The following is a 17,231-nucleotide window of genomic DNA, read 5'->3' as shown; positions in this document are numbered from 1 at the left end:
ATTTGGGCTAATAGAAACGATATTTATAGTGTCCTCCACCGACAACTATAAGATACCATCTACCTGAGCCTACAACTGAAATAGTAACAGGTGTTTTTGAATAATGTCCTCCGAAATAATCAAAGTCTTGACCAGACTGATATCTTTGAAAGTTGATTCTATCAACAAGAAATACATCAGCAGCGTAACTTAGATGGACTTCAACTGATAAACGCCCTGTACTATCACAATATGGTATTTGTGACATAATCAACACCTCCTTTCATAATGATTGTACTACAAAAATACTTATAAAATGCTAAAAATTTACAAAGAATTTATAAGTCTTAGGAAACTAAGGCTTTTTATTATGCCTTTTTTAGCTTTATTCACGGCGTTAAAGAAGAAATAAGTGACTATATTAGAGAAGCATACTCGTATAAAAGCGTAAATATAGGAGGAATGAAATATGCTAAGGAATAAGAAAAAAGAATTGATAGAGGATATTGTAACTGTAATAGTATCGGTTATTGCATCTTTAATTGTTGCACTTATATTTAATTAAGATTGGAGGGAATAAAAAATGAATTTAGAAGAATTATTAAAAGCCCAAGGTTTAACTGATGAACAAATAAAATCAGTTATGGGAGCAATGAAGAAAGAAAAGATTTATACTACTACTCTTGAAAATGCAGAGGATAGGTATAACAAATTAAAAGGTCAGAAAGAAGATTTAGACGAGCAGATTAAAACTGCTAATAACACAATCAAAGATCTAAAGAAAAATAATGCTGATAATGAGGAATTACAAAAGACTATTAAGCAGCATGAAGATACTATCAAGACTTTAAAAACTGATAGTGAAACAAAGATAAGAAATTTAACTTTAGATAGTGCTATTAGTAATGCATTAACTAAAGCTAAAGCAAAACATTCAGATTTATTATCTAGCAAGATTGATAGAGATAAGCTAGTAATAAATGAGGATGGTACAGTAACAGGATTAGATGAACAAATAAAATCTTGTAAAGAAACTTATAAAGATTTATTTGAAGTAACTCTTGGAGGGAAAACGCCACCTAATCCAGATAGTAAAGCAACTCAAACAACAGTAACAAAAGAAGAGTTTTTAAAGATGGATTTCTATGCGCAAAGTAAATTTGCAAATGACAATCCAGAACAGTATGAAGAAATAATGAAATAGAAAGTGAGGAATTTTTATGGCAAACGATTTATTAAATGTAAAGGTAATGGGGGAGGTTATTGGAGCAAGTCTCCCAGCTAAATTAAAGTTTGCTCCATTAGCTAAAGTAGATAACACTTTAACTAAAGTTGCAGGGGATACAATAGTTGTAGGAAAGTATGGATATATAGGAGAAGCTGTTAATGTTAAACCGGGAGAACAAATTCCAATTTCAGATTTAAGTATGACTAGTCAAGAAGTAACAGTATCTAAAGCTGGTAAAGGTATTAAAATGCTGGATGAAGATGTAGTTGTTAGAGGTGAAGAAGTTGTTACAGAAGGTAAGGCACAATTAGAAAAATCTATATTAGATAAAGTTGACAGTGATTGTCTAACTGCATTACAAACTACAAAAGTAAGCGTAGATAAATCAGATGCATTAATAAATTACTATTCAATAGTTGATGGCAAAGGTGCTTTCAATGATGAAGAAGAAGAATTAGCATTATTATTTATATCACCTAAACAAAAGACAACTATATTAAAAGATCCAGATTTTATTAAACCAACTGAAATGGGAGAAAAGAGAATGATAAGTGGCGTAATTGGTGAATGGGGAGGTTGCCAAGTAGCAGTATCAAAGAAGATTAAAGTTAAAAATGGTAAATATGAAAATATAATTGTTAAAACAGGCGCTCTTGGAATTAAATTAGCTAAAGTAACAAAAATAGAAGAAGATAGAATTGCAGGTAAAGCAACATCAGAATACTACGCAACAGAACATTACGTAGCATACTTAAGAGATGAATCTAAATGTGTAAAATTAATAACAGCAGAAAAAATAAAAGAGGTTGAACCACAAACACAACCACAAGCATAGAAGAGAGGGTAAAACCTCTCTATTTTAATTTAAGAAGGTGATCAATATAGATATTAAGGTTTTATTAGAAAAAATAAAAAGAAGAAGTAATTCAGCAGCTAATCAATCGGATGAATTAATCAATGATCTTATTGAAGAAACTCAAGAAGAAATAAAAGCCTATATTCATAGAGAAGACATTCCACCAAGTTTAGAGGGTTCATTAATTGAATTAGTAATTATTAAATGCAATAGGCTAGGAACAGAGGGAATAAGTTCAGAAAGCTTTAGTGGAGTTAGTACAAGTTATATTGATGGCTTTCCTAAAGATATAACAAAGAAATTAAGAAGTTGTAGAAAGCTTCCGTAGGTGGTGAGAGTATGAGTATAAATTCAGAAATGAGAAAACTTATATTACAAGAAAATAAAGAAATTATGAAACCTTCTGGAGCTAGAAAAGATAATTGGATAGATTTTAAAGAACCTATTTTAATTGCAATTTATGAGACAGATAGTAGAGTTAATACTAATAATGCTAAATGGAACGAAAGTACTCACATAGGGTTAACGTTCAATAAGAGTGTTACCTCTAAGAACAGGTTAAAGGATGGGGAAAAGATTTATACCATAACAGGAGTAAATCCACAAGGAAGATTAAATCAAGTTTTCTTGAAGGTGATAGAAAATGTCTAATAACGAAGAGTTTAAAAATAGTTGTAAAGAAGCAAAAGCTAAAATGAATATGCAACTAAGAAAAAACATCAATAAATGTTGCTTACTTATTAAAAGGGAAGCTGTTAAAAACTGTCCAGTAGATATGGGTATATTAAGAGCTAGTATATTTTTTAGAACACTTCATAATATGAGTTCAGTAAATGGTTATGTAGCAAGTAATTTAGAATATGCTCCTTATGTTCACCAAGGTACAGGTATATATGCAGTAAATGGTGATGGAAGGAAAACGCCTTGGAAGTATAAAGTAGAAGGTGGTAAATATAAAGGATGGCATGAAACAGTAGGACAAAAGCCACAACCATTCCTAGAAAATGCTAAGGTTAAGAATATAGATAAGATACAAATAATATTAGGGGAGGGATTGAGATAGAAAATACAATTATAGAGTACTTAAATACTAATAAAGAATTAATTAAATTAGTTGGGGAAAATAGATTTTTCCCATTACTAACTACAGATATTTCTAAGCCTTCTCTAGTATATAGTTATTCACAGATTACTAAAGATTATGTAAACCAAACACAATTAGAAATAAAGGTGATTTGGGATGATTATGATGAAGTGAAAGTTATAGAGAAATACTTAGAGAAGATATTTATAAATAAAGAAAGTGATGATAAGTTTAAGAAGTATAAAAATATAATATTTAAAGCCACAAGAAGTGGAGGAGGAACGTTATTCAGAGATGATCTACAGATGATTGAGAATAGCGTTATTTTTATAATTAAATGGAGGGAAGAAGTAAATGAATAAAGATGAAATAATTTTAGGTTCTGGTGAAATATTTATGCATGAATTTACAGGCGATACTATATCAGAAGATAAAGCAATAGAAACAGAAGAAAATAATGTTGGGTATTGTAATAGTGGATTTAAGATTGATTACAAACCTAAGAAATATGATGTTAAGAACCAATATGGTAGGGTGGTAAAGTCATTTATTACTGATGAACAGATAAGTGCAAAGACAGGAATAATAAGTTGGGATTTATCAAAGTTAGCTTTATTATCAACAGCAACATTTAAAGAAGATATAGAAATGAAAGTTAGAAAACTTACTTTTGGTGGCGGTGGAGCCCTAAAACCAATACTATTAAGATTTGTACATGAAAAAGATAATGGTAAGAAATTAAGATTTACTATGATAGGTCAAGGTGGTAATGGTTTTGGATTAGATTTTGCAGAGAAGGAAACTTCAATAAATGCTGAAATCCAAGGAATAGAGAAAATTAAAAACTTTCTTGCAGTATTTGAAGAAGAAATGGAAGATGCCGAGATTACACCAGCACCAAATAAAGAAACACCACAGCAATAAGGAGGACATAGATGTTAGATTTAGATTTAATAAACAATAGTACTTTAGATATAAAGATAAATGGAGAGGTGGTAGGGGTTAAAGAGCCTACCTATTCTTTAGTTATAAAAACAAAGAAGTTCTTTAACGGATTAGATAAGAGCAATGATCCTGTAAAATCACAAAATGATATTTTACTAGAATTTCTGAATAACAATGTTGATAGCAAGAAGTTTACAGAAAGAGATATTATGGCTATGTCTAGTAAGGGTGTTACTGCATTATCTAAATTACTGATAGATACAATAACAGGAGTAGAAGCAAACCCAAACTAAGAACTCCCATTCCAGAAGGGAAAATAGGAAAGCTTATAGTAGAAAAGTACTTTCCAACAGAAGAATGGGAGAATGACATAAAATATATCAATATAACTGCAAACATAAAAACAATAAGTGAGTATACAGGCTTAAATTTCAATGAAGTTTATAGCTTGTCATATTCACTTTTTTTATTGTACTCAAAAGAAGCGTGGATATATGGACTAAAACAAAGCGAAAAAGGTAGAGAGTTCTTAGAAACATTGTGGGGGCTTACTAGAACAGAAGCAGATTATACAAAAATCAGAGAATTTAAGGCAATGAAAGGAGGTAGTTAGATTATGGCTAATGGAATTGAATTAGCACCGTTATTAGTAGAAGTTAACGCTAAATTAGACCAATTCAATAGTGCTATGGATAAAGTTGAAGAGCGTGGAGAGAAAACAGCAAATAATGCTACATCAAGGCTAAATAAGATAGGTGGAGGATTAGAAAAAGTTGGCGGTAAACTAACTACTCACGTTTCATTACCACTTATGGCAGTAGGAGGAATTGCAGCTAAAACAGGTATGGATTTTGAAGCTGAAATGTCTAGAGTAAAAGCTATAAGTGGAGCTACTGGTGATGAATTTAAATTACTAGAGGACCAAGCGTTAAGTTTAGGTCAAAGTACAGCTTTTAGTGCTAGTGAATGTGCTTTAGGTATGGAAAACTTAGCAAGTGCAGGATTTAGTGTTAATGAAATTACCCAAGCTATGCCGGGACTTTTAGATTTAGCAGCATCTAGTGGAGAAGATTTAGCAACAAGTTCAGAAATAGCAGCATCAACTCTTAGAGGATTTGGATTAGAAGCAAAACAGGCAGGACACGTTGCAGATGTATTGGCAAAAAATGCAGCAGACACAAATGCAGCGGTAAAAGATACTGGTGAAGCTATGAAATATGTTGCACCTAGTGCTAGAGCAGCAGGATTAAGTTTAGAAGAAGTAACAGCGGCTATTGGATTAATGGCTAATGCAGGTATTAAAGGCAGCCAAGCTGGAACTACTTTAAGAGGAGCTTTAGCAAGATTAGCAAAGCCTAGTGATGCTATGGCAGCAGCTATGGAAAGAATAGGATTTACTGCATATGATGCTAATGGGAAAATGAAACCATTATCTACTATGATGGGTGAATTAAATGATAAGACTAAAAAGCTTACTGATGAACAAAAGCAAAATACAATAGCAACAATATTTGGTACTGAAGCATTAAGTGGGATGACAGTATTAATGCAAAACGGTAAAGAAGGTATACAGGACCTTACTAATAACCTTAAAAATTGTGATGGTGCAGCAAGTGAAATGGCAAGAACTATGCAAGATAATACTAAAGCATCTATAGAACAGGCTTTTGGTGCTTTAGAAACTGCAAGCATTAAAGCATTGCAAGTAGCAGCACCTGCTATTAAAAGTGTGGCAGAGGATATTGGAGCATTAGCAGATAAATTTAGTGAATTAAGTCCAGAAACCCAAGAAATGATTTTAAAGATGGGGTTATTTGCAGTCGCAGCAGGTCCAGTTATGTCTACAGTTGGAAAAGGTATAAGTCTATTCAGCAAATTAACTCCTTTAGTTAGCGCAGCGGGAGTTGCAACAGCAGGAGCAGGAACAGCAGCAGGAGGTGCAGCAATTGGATTTGGTGCATTAAGTACTGTGGCACTACCTTTAGTTGCGGTAGCTGGAGCAGTAGCAGGTGGAATATATTTAGTTACCAAGAATACTGAGGTAATGAACAGTAGTTGCCTTAAATCGAAAGAAGAATTAGGTTTTATGGGAAATGCAATGTTAGCATTACACGGTCAAACTGCGTTAACTGTTGAAGAAATGGACAAAATGAACATTAAACATAAGGAATGGTCAGACAAGATAAGTCCAGAAACACAAAAGGCTCTTACTGAAACATCTGAAAAGTTTGCCAATTTAAACTTTGAATTTGAACACTCTAACGGAATAGATGGAGTGATAACTAGAAAACAAATAGATTCATTAAAGAAAAGAACTGATACTCTGTTTAAAGAAACTAAAGAGAAAATTAAAAAGAGAGCTCCAGAAACTCAGAAAGCAATGGCAGAAGCATTTAAGGCTGATGATAATAAGCTAGATGAAAACGAAAAAACGCTTATGAAGTTTTTCAGTAAATCAGAAAATAAACAAATTAAAGCTATTAATGAAAAGCAGAAAAAGATTAATGCTATTTTAGAAAAGGCAGCTAAAGAAGGTAGAGATCTAAAACAAGAAGAACTAGCAGAAATACAAAAATTAACACAAGAAGCAGCTAACATAGATTTAAATAATACTGTTAAAAATAAACAAGAGCTTTTAGCTGCACAAGCTGACTTTAATGCTAGAATGAAGAATTTAGATATGAATGGCTTAAGTAAATTATTAGAAGAAAAGGCAACAGCAAGAGATAAAGAGTTAAACAGAGTTAGTGTATATTATGATAAACAGATAGAAGAACTTAAATTAAACAAAAATGAAATGAATGATATAGAAAAAAAAGCAGCAGATGAACAAATTGCAAAACTAGAGCAGCTAAAAAAAGATAGTATAGGTAAAGAAAAAGAAAAATACAAAGGCTTTATAGATACAGCATTAAAAAAATATCCAGAATTACAAGATTACATCAATACAGCTAACGGGAAGATACTTACTCAAGAAGAAAAACAAAACCAAAAACGTGTTGGAAGGCAACAAGAATACTATAGAGATTTAGAGAAAATAACAGAAACAGGATATTATCAAGTTTATGATAAAACAACTAAAGGAATGAAAAATTGTTATGTTGAAGTAGATGAAGCAACTGGAAGAATAACTGCGATGTGGGATGAAACTACAGACGAAATAATAGGAAATCCTATTAAAGCAAAAGAACAAATAAAAGAGGAACTTAAAAATGGTAAATCATTTCAACCTATAGTTACATCCTATTTTAGAAAGAAGGACGAAATTGAAAGAGCTAAAATTACGCCTAGTGTTTCAATTCCTGGAGGTTTATTTAGTGGTATAAGAACACAATATCAAGATATGCAACTTTTTATTAATAAAAATCCATTAACTGGGGTTAGTTTTAGTGGGGGTGGAGGAAAAGGGCCAAGAGGATTTGATTACAATGGGCTTGATTATGTTCCTTATGACGGTTATTTAACTCGTCTACACAAAGGTGAGAGAGTAATGACAGCTGATGAGAATACTAAATATAGTAATAGTAATAATACAACAAGTACTACTGTAAATTTCAATGGTAATTATAATTTTAGAGATAGCAGTGATATTGATTATTTTATGAATCAAGCAGCTGTTAAATTAAAGGGGGTTAGGTAATGCTCGTAAATGGTATTGATATATTAGAAAAATTTAATGCTATTATGACTGGCAGAGATATTCAAGCTTGTAACATAGTAACATATGAGGAATGGCTTGAAGATTCTTTTGATCCTCATATAAATAAACAAAAAGAAGGTTATAGTGCTATTACGGTTAAACTACTTATTGAAGGAAAGAATGAGGAAGATAATTTATTTAAAATAAGTGAAATAGTAACTTTATGCAAAAAGGGAGAATTGAAATTTAGTGATTTAGAATTTGCTTATAATATTTCTTTAGAAAAACATCAAGAAAAATTAGTAAGCAAAATACTATATGAATTAACACTAAACTTTAAATCTACTTTCAAGCTTAGTAAAGAATTAACAGTAGAAATGAATAGAGAAACATTTAAGAGCATTGATGTTAAAGGAAATGAAAAGGCACCTTGTATTATAGAGATATTACCATTATGGGATACAATAGATATTTCAATTAGTGGATTTAATGATACGTTGATTATAAAAAATCTTAAAGCTAATAAAAAAGTAATAATAGATAGTATTAAAGGAACTGTTTTAGAAGAAGGTAAAAATAAATTTGGTGATACTGACTTCTGGGAGTTTCCTTTTTTAGTTTCAGGTACTAATAACATAAGAGTTAACAAAGATACGTGCAATATAAAAATTAAGTATAAAAATAGATATATTTAGAAAGAAGGAATAAAAATGACAAATGAAACTGTAACAAAAGTATCAAGCGATATAAAAGAAACAACAAATTTAAGTGGAGTTATAAATGTTGAAGCTAATGGAATGAATCAACAGGTTATGACTATACAATGTAATTTAGGTGAAAATAGTGTAGCTAATATTCAAACCTATGTAACTAATCAAGAGTTATTTTTAGCAAATAGCCAACAAGTATCAGAAGAAGTTCAAAAGTTTAGAACTAAAGCTGTAGAAGTAGCTAAAGGTTTAAATTGTTTTGTATTTTAATTAAGGAAAGTAGGTAAAAGGAATGAGTAAAAAAAGAAACTATAATAAAAAACAAAGGGCAATAGATGTAGATTATAAAGAAGTTAATCAAGATCAGCAGGAACCAAAGCCAACATTTGAAGAAGGAAATTATATAATTCAAGTTGTATCTAAAGGAGAAATAATAAAGAAGTTAGCAGTAGCAGGTGGAGAAATATATATTCAAAAATTAGCAGATGGAGGTCTAACAGTAGACCTTAAATAGAAAGGCGGTTAGACTATGCTACAATTATTTGATAAAAACAACAGAAAAATTGCATTACTAAATAAATGCAAAAATATTTGTGTAGAAAGCGTTCTGGAGAGTGGAGATAAAACACTCTCTTTTTTATATCCAAGTGATGATATATTTAACAATGAAATTGAGGAAGAAACTTATATAAGAACTAGATATGATGAGTTTGTAGTAAAGACAAAAGCTAAAGTTAATGAAATGGATTCATATGTTTGTAAACTCAATGTTGAGAACTTAACAGGAAACTTTTTTGATAGATTTGATAGTAAAGAGCAACCTTTATTAAATGCTCTAAATCTTGCTGTAGTTGGAACAGGATGGATTATAAACATAGATAACTATACAAAGAACATAAAAAGGACCATAAGAAAAGTTGCAACTAATAGTTGGAATATACTTAAGGATGTTAAAAAAGTATATGGAGTAGATATTAGATATGATACTCTAAATAAAGTTATTTACATTTATGATATTCTTGGTAGTGATAGAGGTATCTATTTTATAGACAGTTTGAATTTAAAGGCCCTACAGGTTCAGAGTAATAGTTATGATTTTTATACAAGAATAGTTCCACAAGGTAAGAATGGTTTAACTATAGAAAGTGTAAATGGCGGGGTTGGATATTTAGAAAATAAAAAGTATTCATCTAAAACATTAACTTATTTTTGGAAGGATGAAAGATATACAAATCCACAGAGTTTAAAAGAAGATGCGCTTAGAAAATTAAATAGTATGTGTATTCCATATAAAAGCTACATAGCTCTTATATCTAATCTGGCAAAAATCAATGAAGAATATAAAGATATTCTTGATTATGGATTAGGTGATACAGTAACACTTATTTCTAGACAAAAGAATGTTAAAGAAAAACAAAGAATAGTTAAAATTAAAGAGTATCCGCAAGATCATAGCAAAGATACTGTAGAGTTAGCTAATAAATCTCTTAACTTAGATAATGAAAAATTAAAAGTAGATGAAATTGGAGAAACAATAGATAATGTTACAACAGATAACGGAACACTAAAAGGAAGTACAATAGATTCTATTTCTACTAAGCAAATAGAAGATTTTGAAGCTAATGTAATTAAGGTTACTAATTTAAAGGCGGTATATGCAGAAATAGAAACACTAAAGGTAGGAAAAGCCGATATACAAAACCTTAATGCAGTAACTGCAAGAATAGGTACACTAGAATCTACTAAAGCCAATATAACTGATTTAACATCTACAAATATTAAAGTAGCAAACTTAGAAGCTAATAAGGCAACTATCACAGATTTAAATGCAGCAAGCGGAAAAATAAGTGTTTTAGAAAGTAAAACAGCTAGCATAGATAATCTTTTAGCAGGAAATCTTACAGCAAATAATTTCAAGGCTAATTCTATAGTAGCAGGAAGTGGAATTATAGCAGATGGAGCTATAGGAGATGCACAGATTAGTTCCCTAAATGCTAATAAAATGAGAGCAGGAACATTAGATACAAGTTTAGTTACTGTATGTGGACCGCAAGGTCGCCTTAAAATATTAGGTAATAAACTACAGATTTTTGATGATGTAAATAATAAATTATTTGAAAGAATAATGTTAGGCATTAATGATAACAATAGAGCATCATTAACATTAAGAGGGTCAGATGGACAAACAGTATTATTAACTGAAGAGGGCTTAACAAAGGCTGGAATAACAGATGGATTTAACAAAGCTGATGATAATAGTTTAAATGCCAGTAAATTTGATAAAAACTCTATTGTAAGGCAAGTAAATGGAGCAACAGAATCTATTAATGGCACAAGAGTTCAAGTAGGGGATAGGAGCTTAGATGTAGAACTATCTACTCAAAAGAATACTATTACCAATAATTCTAAAGAACTATCAAGTCAGAGAGCTACGATAAAAGCTTTAGATAATGCTATTAAATTAAAAGTAGATACTCAAACTTATACTAATAGTATTAATGCAATAAACAATAATATTTCAACTACTAATAGTAATTTAAGTAAAGCTACTACGGAGTTAAATTTGCTTAAAGGTCAGATATCTTCTAAAGTATCTCAAGCTGATGTAGATAATACTGTAATTAAATATAATACTGAAAATTACGGATATGCATTTAAAAAAGATATTGTTATATATGGAGAGGATAATTTATATTATCCAGTCATAATAAAAGGTGGTAATCAAAATATAAAAAGAAATATTTGTGTAAGCAGGAGTTATAACGAACAAGCACCTTCTGAATGGAATCCTAACTTATCAACACATCACGGAGGATTATCACTACTAATAAGTGCAAACTTTGGTGGTTGGGGTGGAGCAAGTTATTCATGGAATATTTGTGATTTGGAAGAAGAATATTCAAGGATGTTCGCTGGTGCGGTTAATTGTGCTTCTAATATGGCTTTTGCTTTATTTCTCAGAGGTGGAGGAGAAAAAGGGGCAATATATCACATATATTCAGACCAGCCTCTAGATGGTGAATTACCATTAAAAGAAGGAATGCCCAAGCCTTCAATACCACAAATAGCTTATAACAAAGAAATGATTGGCTTTTATGAACCAAACTATGAGTTTTATGCTCCAGCTCCTAGAACAATTACAAAAGAAGTAGAAGAAGAAATTAAAAAAAAGAAATTTATACAGTTATCTCAATCAAATGCAATTGAAATTATTGAAACTAATGAAAAAATATCAACTGTGGAAAGTAATTTAACTCAAAAAACAAATAGCATAGAAGCAGGTGTTAAAGATTTAAATTCCAAAACACAAAGCATTACAGCAAATGTAAGCAATATAAATAGAGATTTAAATAATAAGATAAATTCTAATTTAGATATAGTTAAAAACTATACTAATGCACAGATAAGTACAGTTAACAATAAAGTGCATAATTTAGAAAGTAACTTAAGTATTTTATCAGATAGTATTAATACTAAAGTTTCTCAATCAGATATAGATAAATCTATAAATGCTATTGAAATAGGTGGAAGAAATTTATTATTAGATTCAAAACAATTTGTGAAAAATAATGACTATATGATTAAAAGATATTATCTATCAAAATTAAGTTGTTTTGTTAATGGAGAGCATTACACAATTTCTATCAAAGGGGATCTTAAGCGTAAGCAATGGGGAATTTATAATTCAGGTGGAAATGTAGTATTAGCTACTTTAAATAATAACGACAAAAATGCCAATGGAATATATACAAAAACATTTAAATGGACTAATAAAATTGGAAGTTTTACTGCAAATAATAGTAATGTATGTGTATACCAAATGTATTCAACAGACATTGGAGAATCTACTATAGAATGGATTAAAATAGAAAAAGGCATGAAGGCAACAGATTTATCACTTGCGCCAGAAGATGTTGATAAGTTAGTAGTTGATAGTGTTAAGCTTGTTGATACAAAAATAAACAATGTATCAAGTGAATTAACTCAAAAAACAAATAGTTTACAAGCAAGTATTAATAGTGTGAGTTCAAAAACTAATAGCATAGAAACAACACTCAATGGCAAAGCAACAAAGCAGGAAGTAACTAATGTAAATAATAGAGTTACAACTATTACAGCAGATCTTAGTGGAATAACAAATAGAGTTTCTAATACAGAAAGTAGGGTTAACACATTAAATGGACAAGTTCAAAATGCAGTAACTAAAAATGAATTTACAGAGTACAAACAGAATTCCAATAATTTTAAATGGAAAGTGGAAAAGGGGTATGGTGGAAATAATATTATAAAAGATTCTATGTTTAATACGGTTGGCATAGATGAAAACATATGGTATGACATAGCATATAGTTTTAACGGAAATGGAACTTCTTATACGTCTTGGGGTGATTGGTCAGAATGGATATTAACAGGGACTAATGCTTTAGTGATACGAGGTCAGAATAATACTAATGAGTATGGGGAATATGCAGTAAGACAAGATATAAAATTAAAACCTAATACTAAATATACCCTAACTGGATTAGTAGCGGCGCATAGGTCAGAAGCACATGTCCATATATATGACAAAGACTTTGGATGGATTGCACATAAAAAAATTGAAAAAGATAAGTATGGAGGAGGAAAAAGTGAGAATGCTTGGTGTAGAGTTGAATTACATTTCACTACAGGAGGTAATGTAGAAAAACTTAAAAATTCGCATATCGACTTAACGATAGGTGCTTGTAGGAAGGACGGATACTGCTTCTTCACTCAGATAATGTTATGTGAGGGTGACCTTGCGCAAGCATTTCAACCTAACAATTACGAAGTGTACGGAAGTACAATGAAACTTGATGAAAATAAGCTTATATGTAATTATTCAGACAATTCATATATCCAAATGGGTAAAGAAGGTTTCGAGTGGTGGAAAAATGGTATGAAACACCCTTATCATTGTTTAATGGCAAGAGGTAGTGTGGATAAAGTTAATAGTGGACAAACAGTTAGAATATGGCTACCAGAGGTTTTCAGAGGTAAAGAGTATGAGATAGGGTGGTGGACAGGTAACGTATTCCCTGCAAACCCTACGGATTGTTTATTTGCTGTTAATACAGAACTTACTAGACAAAACAAAAATGAAGGTTGGTTTGAAGTTAAAATGAGTGTAATGGTTAGGAATCCAAATAAAGAAAGCAATCCTCAATGGCGAGGTAAGGCGAACGTAGTTTGGATAGCTATAGCTTAGAAAGAAGGTGATTAAATGTTTATAGTATTTAGCAAACAAGATGGCTCTATAAAGAATATAGCAACAGGTGGAAATTTTAAATCGATAAAGGATTTATTTCCGCACGATCATAGAGATTATGAAATAATTTATGATTCAATAAATTTAGAAGATGATCCAACAGTAATTAATAATCCAGATATATTTAAAATAGAAAACAAAATGGTAGTTTTAAAAGATAATGAATTAAGCAAGTATAGGAGTTAAAATATTTAACTCCTATTTTTATATAAAAAATAAGGAAAGAGGTGTATTAATGAATGTAGATATAACTGTAGCTATTGGGGTTGCTGGAACATTAACAGGGATAGTATTAGGTTTTTGGAAAGCTAAGAAAGATGGAGATAGAAATATTAAAGAGGATACAGTACAAGATACTGTAGTAGCAACTAAATTAGATTATATAAGTAAAGGTGTTGATGATATTAGATTAGATATAAAAGCACAGGATAAAAGAATAAGTGAAATAGTTGAAAGATTAATAAAAGTCGAGGAAAGTAGTAAGTCGGCTCATCATAGAATAGACAATATAGAGAGTATAAAGAAAGAGGGTAAGTAAAATGGAAAATTTAATGGTTTTTGTACCAGAGCAATTAGGGATATTAGTAGCAGGACTTTATATTATAGGAGTGTTTTTAAAGAAAACTCCTAAAGTTGCAGATTGGTGTATACCTTGGGTTCTTTCTGTACTAGGTATGGTAGGTTCAATAGGAATTAATGTTATAGGACAAGGTGTAACAGCACAGTTAGTGACAACAAGTATATTACAAGGGTTATGTGCAGCAGGTGTTTCAGTTCTAGGAAATCAAATTGTCAAACAAACAACTAAAAAAATAAATAAAGAAGAATAACAATTTAATTATTAAGGCAATAAAATGAAAGTAAGAAATATATTTTATTGCCTTTTAAATCTAAACAAAAGAAAGAAGGAATTAGAAATGAGTAAAGAAATTAGAAAAATAGCAGTAAGAGGTGGACATAATTTTCAAGCTACAGGAGCTAGGGGAATTATAGACGAAACTACAGAGGATAGAAAAGTAAAGGATGCGGTAATAAAATATTTAAGGCAAGCAGGATATGAAGTATTGGATGTTACTCCAGGGAATTGTGATGTAAATACTGATTTAGCTTATGGAGTAAATAAAGCTGAAAATTGGGGAACTGATTTATTCCTAAGTATTCATTTTGATAAAGCTTATGATAAATACGAAGGCGCGTTAGGTCATGCTTGTTGGGTTTATAGAAGTGGTTCAGAATCTGCTGATATAGCACAAAATATTGTTAACAATGTATGTAATGAAATTGGATTTAAAAATAGGGGGGTTAGAGTAAACTCTAGTCTATATGAGTTAAGAAAAACTACTATGCCAGCAATAATAATTGAAACTTGTTTTTGTGAAGCTACAGAAGATGTAAGGATCTATAAAGAAAAGGGGGCAGATGCAATAGGAAAAGCAATAGCTGAAGGAGTTAGTAAAAAGCAGCTAGATTCATCGGATAAAGTTGAAGAAACTAGTCCAGTAAAACCAAGTAAACCTTCACCTGAATCAAAACCACAAGGTAAAAATATTTGGGAAGTATCAATACAAGGAGAAGAAGTTAAAAGACTGCAACACCAACTTAATGTACAAGGTTATGGAGATATTAAAGAAGACGGTTATTTTGGAGAATCGACTTTATCAGTATGTCCTACAGTTAGAGAAGGTGCAAGAGGTAATATAACAAAATGTATTCAACAAAGATTATTAAATAGAGGATATACTTCTTTAAAATCAAATGGAGGAGCGGATGGAGTATTTGGTAGAGGAACTACTATAGCAATTAAGAATCTACAAAGAAATAAGGGGTTAAATGTAGATGGTATAGTTGGGAAAAATACTTGGAAAGCATTATATAGAAAATAAACTTAAGGCAGGGGCTAGTTGCTCCTGCCTTTTATTAGTTTCAATACCAATAAAAAATTTATTTAAATAGGTATCACAAAAGAAAAATAATATTGGAAAAATATCATCATTAATAAGTTTATCCAATACTTATCAAAACATACAAAAAAGACACCTAAAAGATGCCTTTAAAAAGTGAATCGAATGTGATTAATGTTTTACCTGTGATTTAAAATCAACTAGGAAGGTACTCTAATGATAATATAATTAGCTTTAAGTGTAAACAATTGTTATGTAATAATTTGTATTAAACATCAAAAGTTTAGCTATATTTTTCTTTATATAAGTAAATTAAAAAGAGGTTTAGAATAAATCTTAATATATAAAGAAAAATGTAGAAGTATGATTTAGACACTTCTACATTTACAAAATTGAGATTGGATTTTATAATGTTTACATTTTAAATATATTAATATTTTTAGATTATATGCAAAAAGAAGCAATACACATATTGTATTACTTCTTTTTTATAACGATGTTTAAAATATAATTTATGTAATAAAATTATTATATTCTATTTGGACAAAAAAAGATATTATAAAAAGATATGTTAGAAAACACTAACAGGAATTAAAATATCTCTTTATAATATCTTAATTATAGGAGATTAGCACTCCGTAGTTTAAAATGTATATTAAATATCTAAGACAAGTACAATATAACATAATATAGTAAACATACAGTAAATAAACTATAGATAAAGTATGAGTTTACAATTTATTTATAAGTATATGGTAAAATACTCCTGACTTTACAAAAGGGAGGAATAATAAATGAAAAATAAAAAACAGATATTAATATATGTTGCAATAGCTGTAGTATCTCTATTTATCGGAGGATTAGTTTCATCAAGATACTACAGAGGAAAAATTTCAGCTATGAATGCTGGGTTTGAAAAACAACTAGAAGATATTAGGATGTCAGATGGTGGTCCTAAAGTTAGTAACAAAGAAAAGAGTGAAGAGAATACATCAGAATCATCAAGTGTAAAAACGGTGAAGATTGGAGAAGAACAAAAATATAGTGGTGCAGATTTAAAAATATTAAGTGTAAAAGAAGCTAATAGTGTTAATAACGAAGCAGGAAATGTAAAAGCTTCAGGAAAATTTATAATCATTGAATTATCATTAAAAAATACATCAAAGGATGCAATAGAAAGCAATCCACATGAGTTTAAACTAGTAGCTAATGGTGCAAAGTATTTAGTAGATGATACTGCATTTGAGGCGTTGCAAAATTTAAATTCACAGAAAGAAACATATGATGAAAATAAAAACTATGTAGGACCATATGATAAATTTAATCCAGGAATAACTAAGAAAACTTACATAGTATTTGAGGTTCCGAAAGAGGTTAATTTAAAAGATTCTAAGTTAATAGTTAGTGATAACGAAGATATTCAATTTGAACTTACTAAATAGTTAGTGGGTTGAGGTGATAGAATGATTTTTAACATAGAAATAATAAAACATAGAGGTAGAAAAATAATAGTTAGATCGTATTCCGGGAAAAAGGATAAAGTTAAAGAGGCAATTGATGTTTTAATGAAAGGCTATGAATTAAAGGATAAATAGAATACT

The 17,231-nt window shown here is 30.2% G+C and carries 21 protein-coding genes; 20 read left to right on the top strand and 1 reads right to left on the bottom strand.

The window, feature by feature from the left end; genetic code table 11:
- Window positions 1-7: 7 nt before the first annotated feature.
- On the bottom strand, window positions 8-247 hold the full coding sequence (locus INR60_RS07260) for a DUF1883 domain-containing protein (RefSeq protein WP_194190807.1): 240 nt from the start codon (window positions 245-247) through the stop codon (window positions 8-10).
- A gap of 315 nt (window positions 248-562) precedes the next feature.
- On the opposite strand from INR60_RS07260, the gene INR60_RS07255 reads away from it, so the two are divergent.
- The 20 genes from INR60_RS07255 to INR60_RS17520 all read left to right on the top strand — a co-directional run bounded on the left by INR60_RS07255 (window position 563) and on the right by INR60_RS17520 (window position 17,225).
- A complete protein-coding gene (locus tag INR60_RS07255; RefSeq protein WP_194190806.1) occupies window positions 563-1,183 on the top strand; it encodes a phage scaffolding protein in 621 nt (206 codons plus the stop codon).
- 16 nt (window positions 1,184-1,199) lie between these two features.
- Entirely contained in the window at window positions 1,200-2,042 is an 843-nt protein-coding gene (locus tag INR60_RS07250) for a N4-gp56 family major capsid protein (protein WP_194190805.1), read from the top strand.
- Between the two features lie 37 nt (window positions 2,043-2,079).
- Window positions 2,080-2,391 carry a phage head-tail connector protein gene (locus INR60_RS07245; RefSeq protein WP_338015003.1) on the top strand — a complete coding sequence of 104 codons (312 nt, stop codon included), beginning with the start codon at window positions 2,080-2,082 and terminating at the stop codon, window positions 2,389-2,391.
- Window positions 2,392-2,402: 11 nt separating this feature from the next.
- Entirely contained in the window at window positions 2,403-2,714 is a 312-nt protein-coding gene (locus tag INR60_RS07240) for a hypothetical protein (RefSeq protein WP_194190804.1), read from the top strand.
- Window positions 2,707-3,126 (top strand): HK97 gp10 family phage protein, encoded by a 420-nt coding sequence (locus INR60_RS07235; protein WP_194190803.1) that lies wholly within the window; start codon window positions 2,707-2,709, stop codon window positions 3,124-3,126. The genes INR60_RS07240 and INR60_RS07235 overlap by 8 nt, the downstream gene beginning before the upstream one ends.
- Before the next feature lie 167 nt (window positions 3,127-3,293).
- A complete protein-coding gene (locus tag INR60_RS07230) occupies window positions 3,294-3,509 on the top strand; it encodes a hypothetical protein (RefSeq protein ID WP_194190802.1) in 216 nt (71 codons plus the stop codon).
- Window positions 3,502-4,071, top strand: a complete 570-nt coding sequence (locus tag INR60_RS07225; protein ID WP_194190801.1) for a hypothetical protein — start codon at window positions 3,502-3,504, stop codon at window positions 4,069-4,071. Before INR60_RS07230 ends, INR60_RS07225 begins: the two co-directional genes overlap by 8 nt.
- Before the next feature lie 11 nt (window positions 4,072-4,082).
- Entirely contained in the window at window positions 4,083-4,385 is a 303-nt protein-coding gene (locus INR60_RS07220; RefSeq protein ID WP_194190800.1) for a hypothetical protein, read from the top strand.
- A gap of 176 nt (window positions 4,386-4,561) precedes the next feature.
- Window positions 4,562-4,705 carry a hypothetical protein gene (locus INR60_RS17305; RefSeq protein ID WP_238480399.1) on the top strand — a complete coding sequence of 48 codons (144 nt, stop codon included), beginning with the start codon at window positions 4,562-4,564 and terminating at the stop codon, window positions 4,703-4,705.
- Between the two features lie 3 nt (window positions 4,706-4,708).
- Window positions 4,709-7,732 carry a phage tail tape measure protein gene (locus tag INR60_RS07210; RefSeq protein ID WP_194190799.1) on the top strand — a complete coding sequence of 1,008 codons (3,024 nt, stop codon included), beginning with the start codon at window positions 4,709-4,711 and terminating at the stop codon, window positions 7,730-7,732.
- On the top strand, window positions 7,732-8,427 hold the full coding sequence (locus tag INR60_RS07205) for a phage distal tail protein (protein ID WP_194190798.1): 696 nt from the start codon (window positions 7,732-7,734) through the stop codon (window positions 8,425-8,427). Before INR60_RS07210 ends, INR60_RS07205 begins: the two co-directional genes overlap by 1 nt.
- Window positions 8,428-8,442: 15 nt before the next feature.
- On the top strand, window positions 8,443-8,712 hold the full coding sequence (locus INR60_RS07200; protein WP_194190797.1) for a hypothetical protein: 270 nt from the start codon (window positions 8,443-8,445) through the stop codon (window positions 8,710-8,712).
- A gap of 22 nt (window positions 8,713-8,734) precedes the next feature.
- Complete coding sequence (locus INR60_RS07195) at window positions 8,735-8,956, top strand: hypothetical protein (RefSeq protein ID WP_194190796.1); 222 nt, start codon at window positions 8,735-8,737, stop codon at window positions 8,954-8,956.
- A 15-nt stretch (window positions 8,957-8,971) separates the two neighbouring features.
- A complete protein-coding gene (locus INR60_RS07190) occupies window positions 8,972-13,669 on the top strand; it encodes a phage tail spike protein (protein ID WP_194190795.1) in 4,698 nt (1,565 codons plus the stop codon).
- A 15-nt stretch (window positions 13,670-13,684) separates the two neighbouring features.
- Complete coding sequence (locus tag INR60_RS07185; RefSeq protein WP_194190794.1) at window positions 13,685-13,915, top strand: hypothetical protein; 231 nt, start codon at window positions 13,685-13,687, stop codon at window positions 13,913-13,915.
- Between the two features lie 49 nt (window positions 13,916-13,964).
- Window positions 13,965-14,267: a hypothetical protein gene (locus tag INR60_RS07180; protein WP_194190793.1), complete on the top strand. Its 303-nt coding sequence runs from the start codon at window positions 13,965-13,967 to the stop codon at window positions 14,265-14,267.
- Window position 14,268: 1 nt separating this feature from the next.
- The gene (locus INR60_RS07175) at window positions 14,269-14,559 is read left to right on the top strand and encodes a phage holin family protein (RefSeq protein ID WP_194190792.1); all 291 of its coding nucleotides are present in this window, start codon (window positions 14,269-14,271) and stop codon (window positions 14,557-14,559) included.
- A gap of 87 nt (window positions 14,560-14,646) precedes the next feature.
- Entirely contained in the window at window positions 14,647-15,612 is a 966-nt protein-coding gene (locus tag INR60_RS07170; RefSeq protein WP_194190791.1) for an N-acetylmuramoyl-L-alanine amidase, read from the top strand.
- A gap of 812 nt (window positions 15,613-16,424) precedes the next feature.
- On the top strand, window positions 16,425-17,072 hold the full coding sequence (locus INR60_RS07165; RefSeq protein ID WP_194190790.1) for a DUF4352 domain-containing protein: 648 nt from the start codon (window positions 16,425-16,427) through the stop codon (window positions 17,070-17,072).
- Window positions 17,073-17,093: 21 nt separating this feature from the next.
- Entirely contained in the window at window positions 17,094-17,225 is a 132-nt protein-coding gene (locus tag INR60_RS17520; RefSeq protein WP_274380432.1) for a hypothetical protein, read from the top strand.
- The last annotated feature ends 6 nt before the right edge of the window (window positions 17,226-17,231 follow it).

It is taken from the genome of Clostridium chrysemydis, from assembly GCF_015234215.1.
Lineage (GTDB): Bacteria > Bacillota > Clostridia > Clostridiales > Clostridiaceae > Clostridium > Clostridium chrysemydis.
Note: the sequence above shows the minus strand (reverse complement) of the source record. Positions and strands in the feature narration are given on the sequence as shown.

Excerpts from the sequence above, each read along its gene's own strand:
- INR60_RS07260 (WP_194190807.1), bottom strand. The coding sequence starts at position 247 with ATGTCACAAATACCATATTGTGATAGTACAGGGCGTTTATCAGTTGAA.
- INR60_RS07255 (WP_194190806.1), top strand. The coding sequence starts at position 563 with ATGAATTTAGAAGAATTATTAAAAGCCCAAGGTTTAACTGATGAACAA.
- INR60_RS07250 (WP_194190805.1), top strand. The coding sequence starts at position 1,200 with ATGGCAAACGATTTATTAAATGTAAAGGTAATGGGGGAGGTTATTGGA.
- INR60_RS07240 (WP_194190804.1), top strand. The coding sequence starts at position 2,403 with ATGAGTATAAATTCAGAAATGAGAAAACTTATATTACAAGAAAATAAA.
- INR60_RS07235 (WP_194190803.1), top strand. The coding sequence starts at position 2,707 with ATGTCTAATAACGAAGAGTTTAAAAATAGTTGTAAAGAAGCAAAAGCT.
- INR60_RS07225 (WP_194190801.1), top strand. The coding sequence starts at position 3,502 with ATGAATAAAGATGAAATAATTTTAGGTTCTGGTGAAATATTTATGCAT.
- INR60_RS07220 (WP_194190800.1), top strand. The coding sequence starts at position 4,083 with ATGTTAGATTTAGATTTAATAAACAATAGTACTTTAGATATAAAGATA.
- INR60_RS07210 (WP_194190799.1), top strand. The coding sequence starts at position 4,709 with ATGGCTAATGGAATTGAATTAGCACCGTTATTAGTAGAAGTTAACGCT.
- INR60_RS07205 (WP_194190798.1), top strand. The coding sequence starts at position 7,732 with ATGCTCGTAAATGGTATTGATATATTAGAAAAATTTAATGCTATTATG.
- INR60_RS07200 (WP_194190797.1), top strand. The coding sequence starts at position 8,443 with ATGACAAATGAAACTGTAACAAAAGTATCAAGCGATATAAAAGAAACA.
- INR60_RS07195 (WP_194190796.1), top strand. The coding sequence starts at position 8,735 with ATGAGTAAAAAAAGAAACTATAATAAAAAACAAAGGGCAATAGATGTA.
- INR60_RS07190 (WP_194190795.1), top strand. The coding sequence starts at position 8,972 with ATGCTACAATTATTTGATAAAAACAACAGAAAAATTGCATTACTAAAT.
- INR60_RS07185 (WP_194190794.1), top strand. The coding sequence starts at position 13,685 with ATGTTTATAGTATTTAGCAAACAAGATGGCTCTATAAAGAATATAGCA.
- INR60_RS07180 (WP_194190793.1), top strand. The coding sequence starts at position 13,965 with ATGAATGTAGATATAACTGTAGCTATTGGGGTTGCTGGAACATTAACA.
- INR60_RS07175 (WP_194190792.1), top strand. The coding sequence starts at position 14,269 with ATGGAAAATTTAATGGTTTTTGTACCAGAGCAATTAGGGATATTAGTA.
- INR60_RS07170 (WP_194190791.1), top strand. The coding sequence starts at position 14,647 with ATGAGTAAAGAAATTAGAAAAATAGCAGTAAGAGGTGGACATAATTTT.
- INR60_RS07165 (WP_194190790.1), top strand. The coding sequence starts at position 16,425 with ATGAAAAATAAAAAACAGATATTAATATATGTTGCAATAGCTGTAGTA.
- INR60_RS17520 (WP_274380432.1), top strand. The coding sequence starts at position 17,094 with ATGATTTTTAACATAGAAATAATAAAACATAGAGGTAGAAAAATAATA.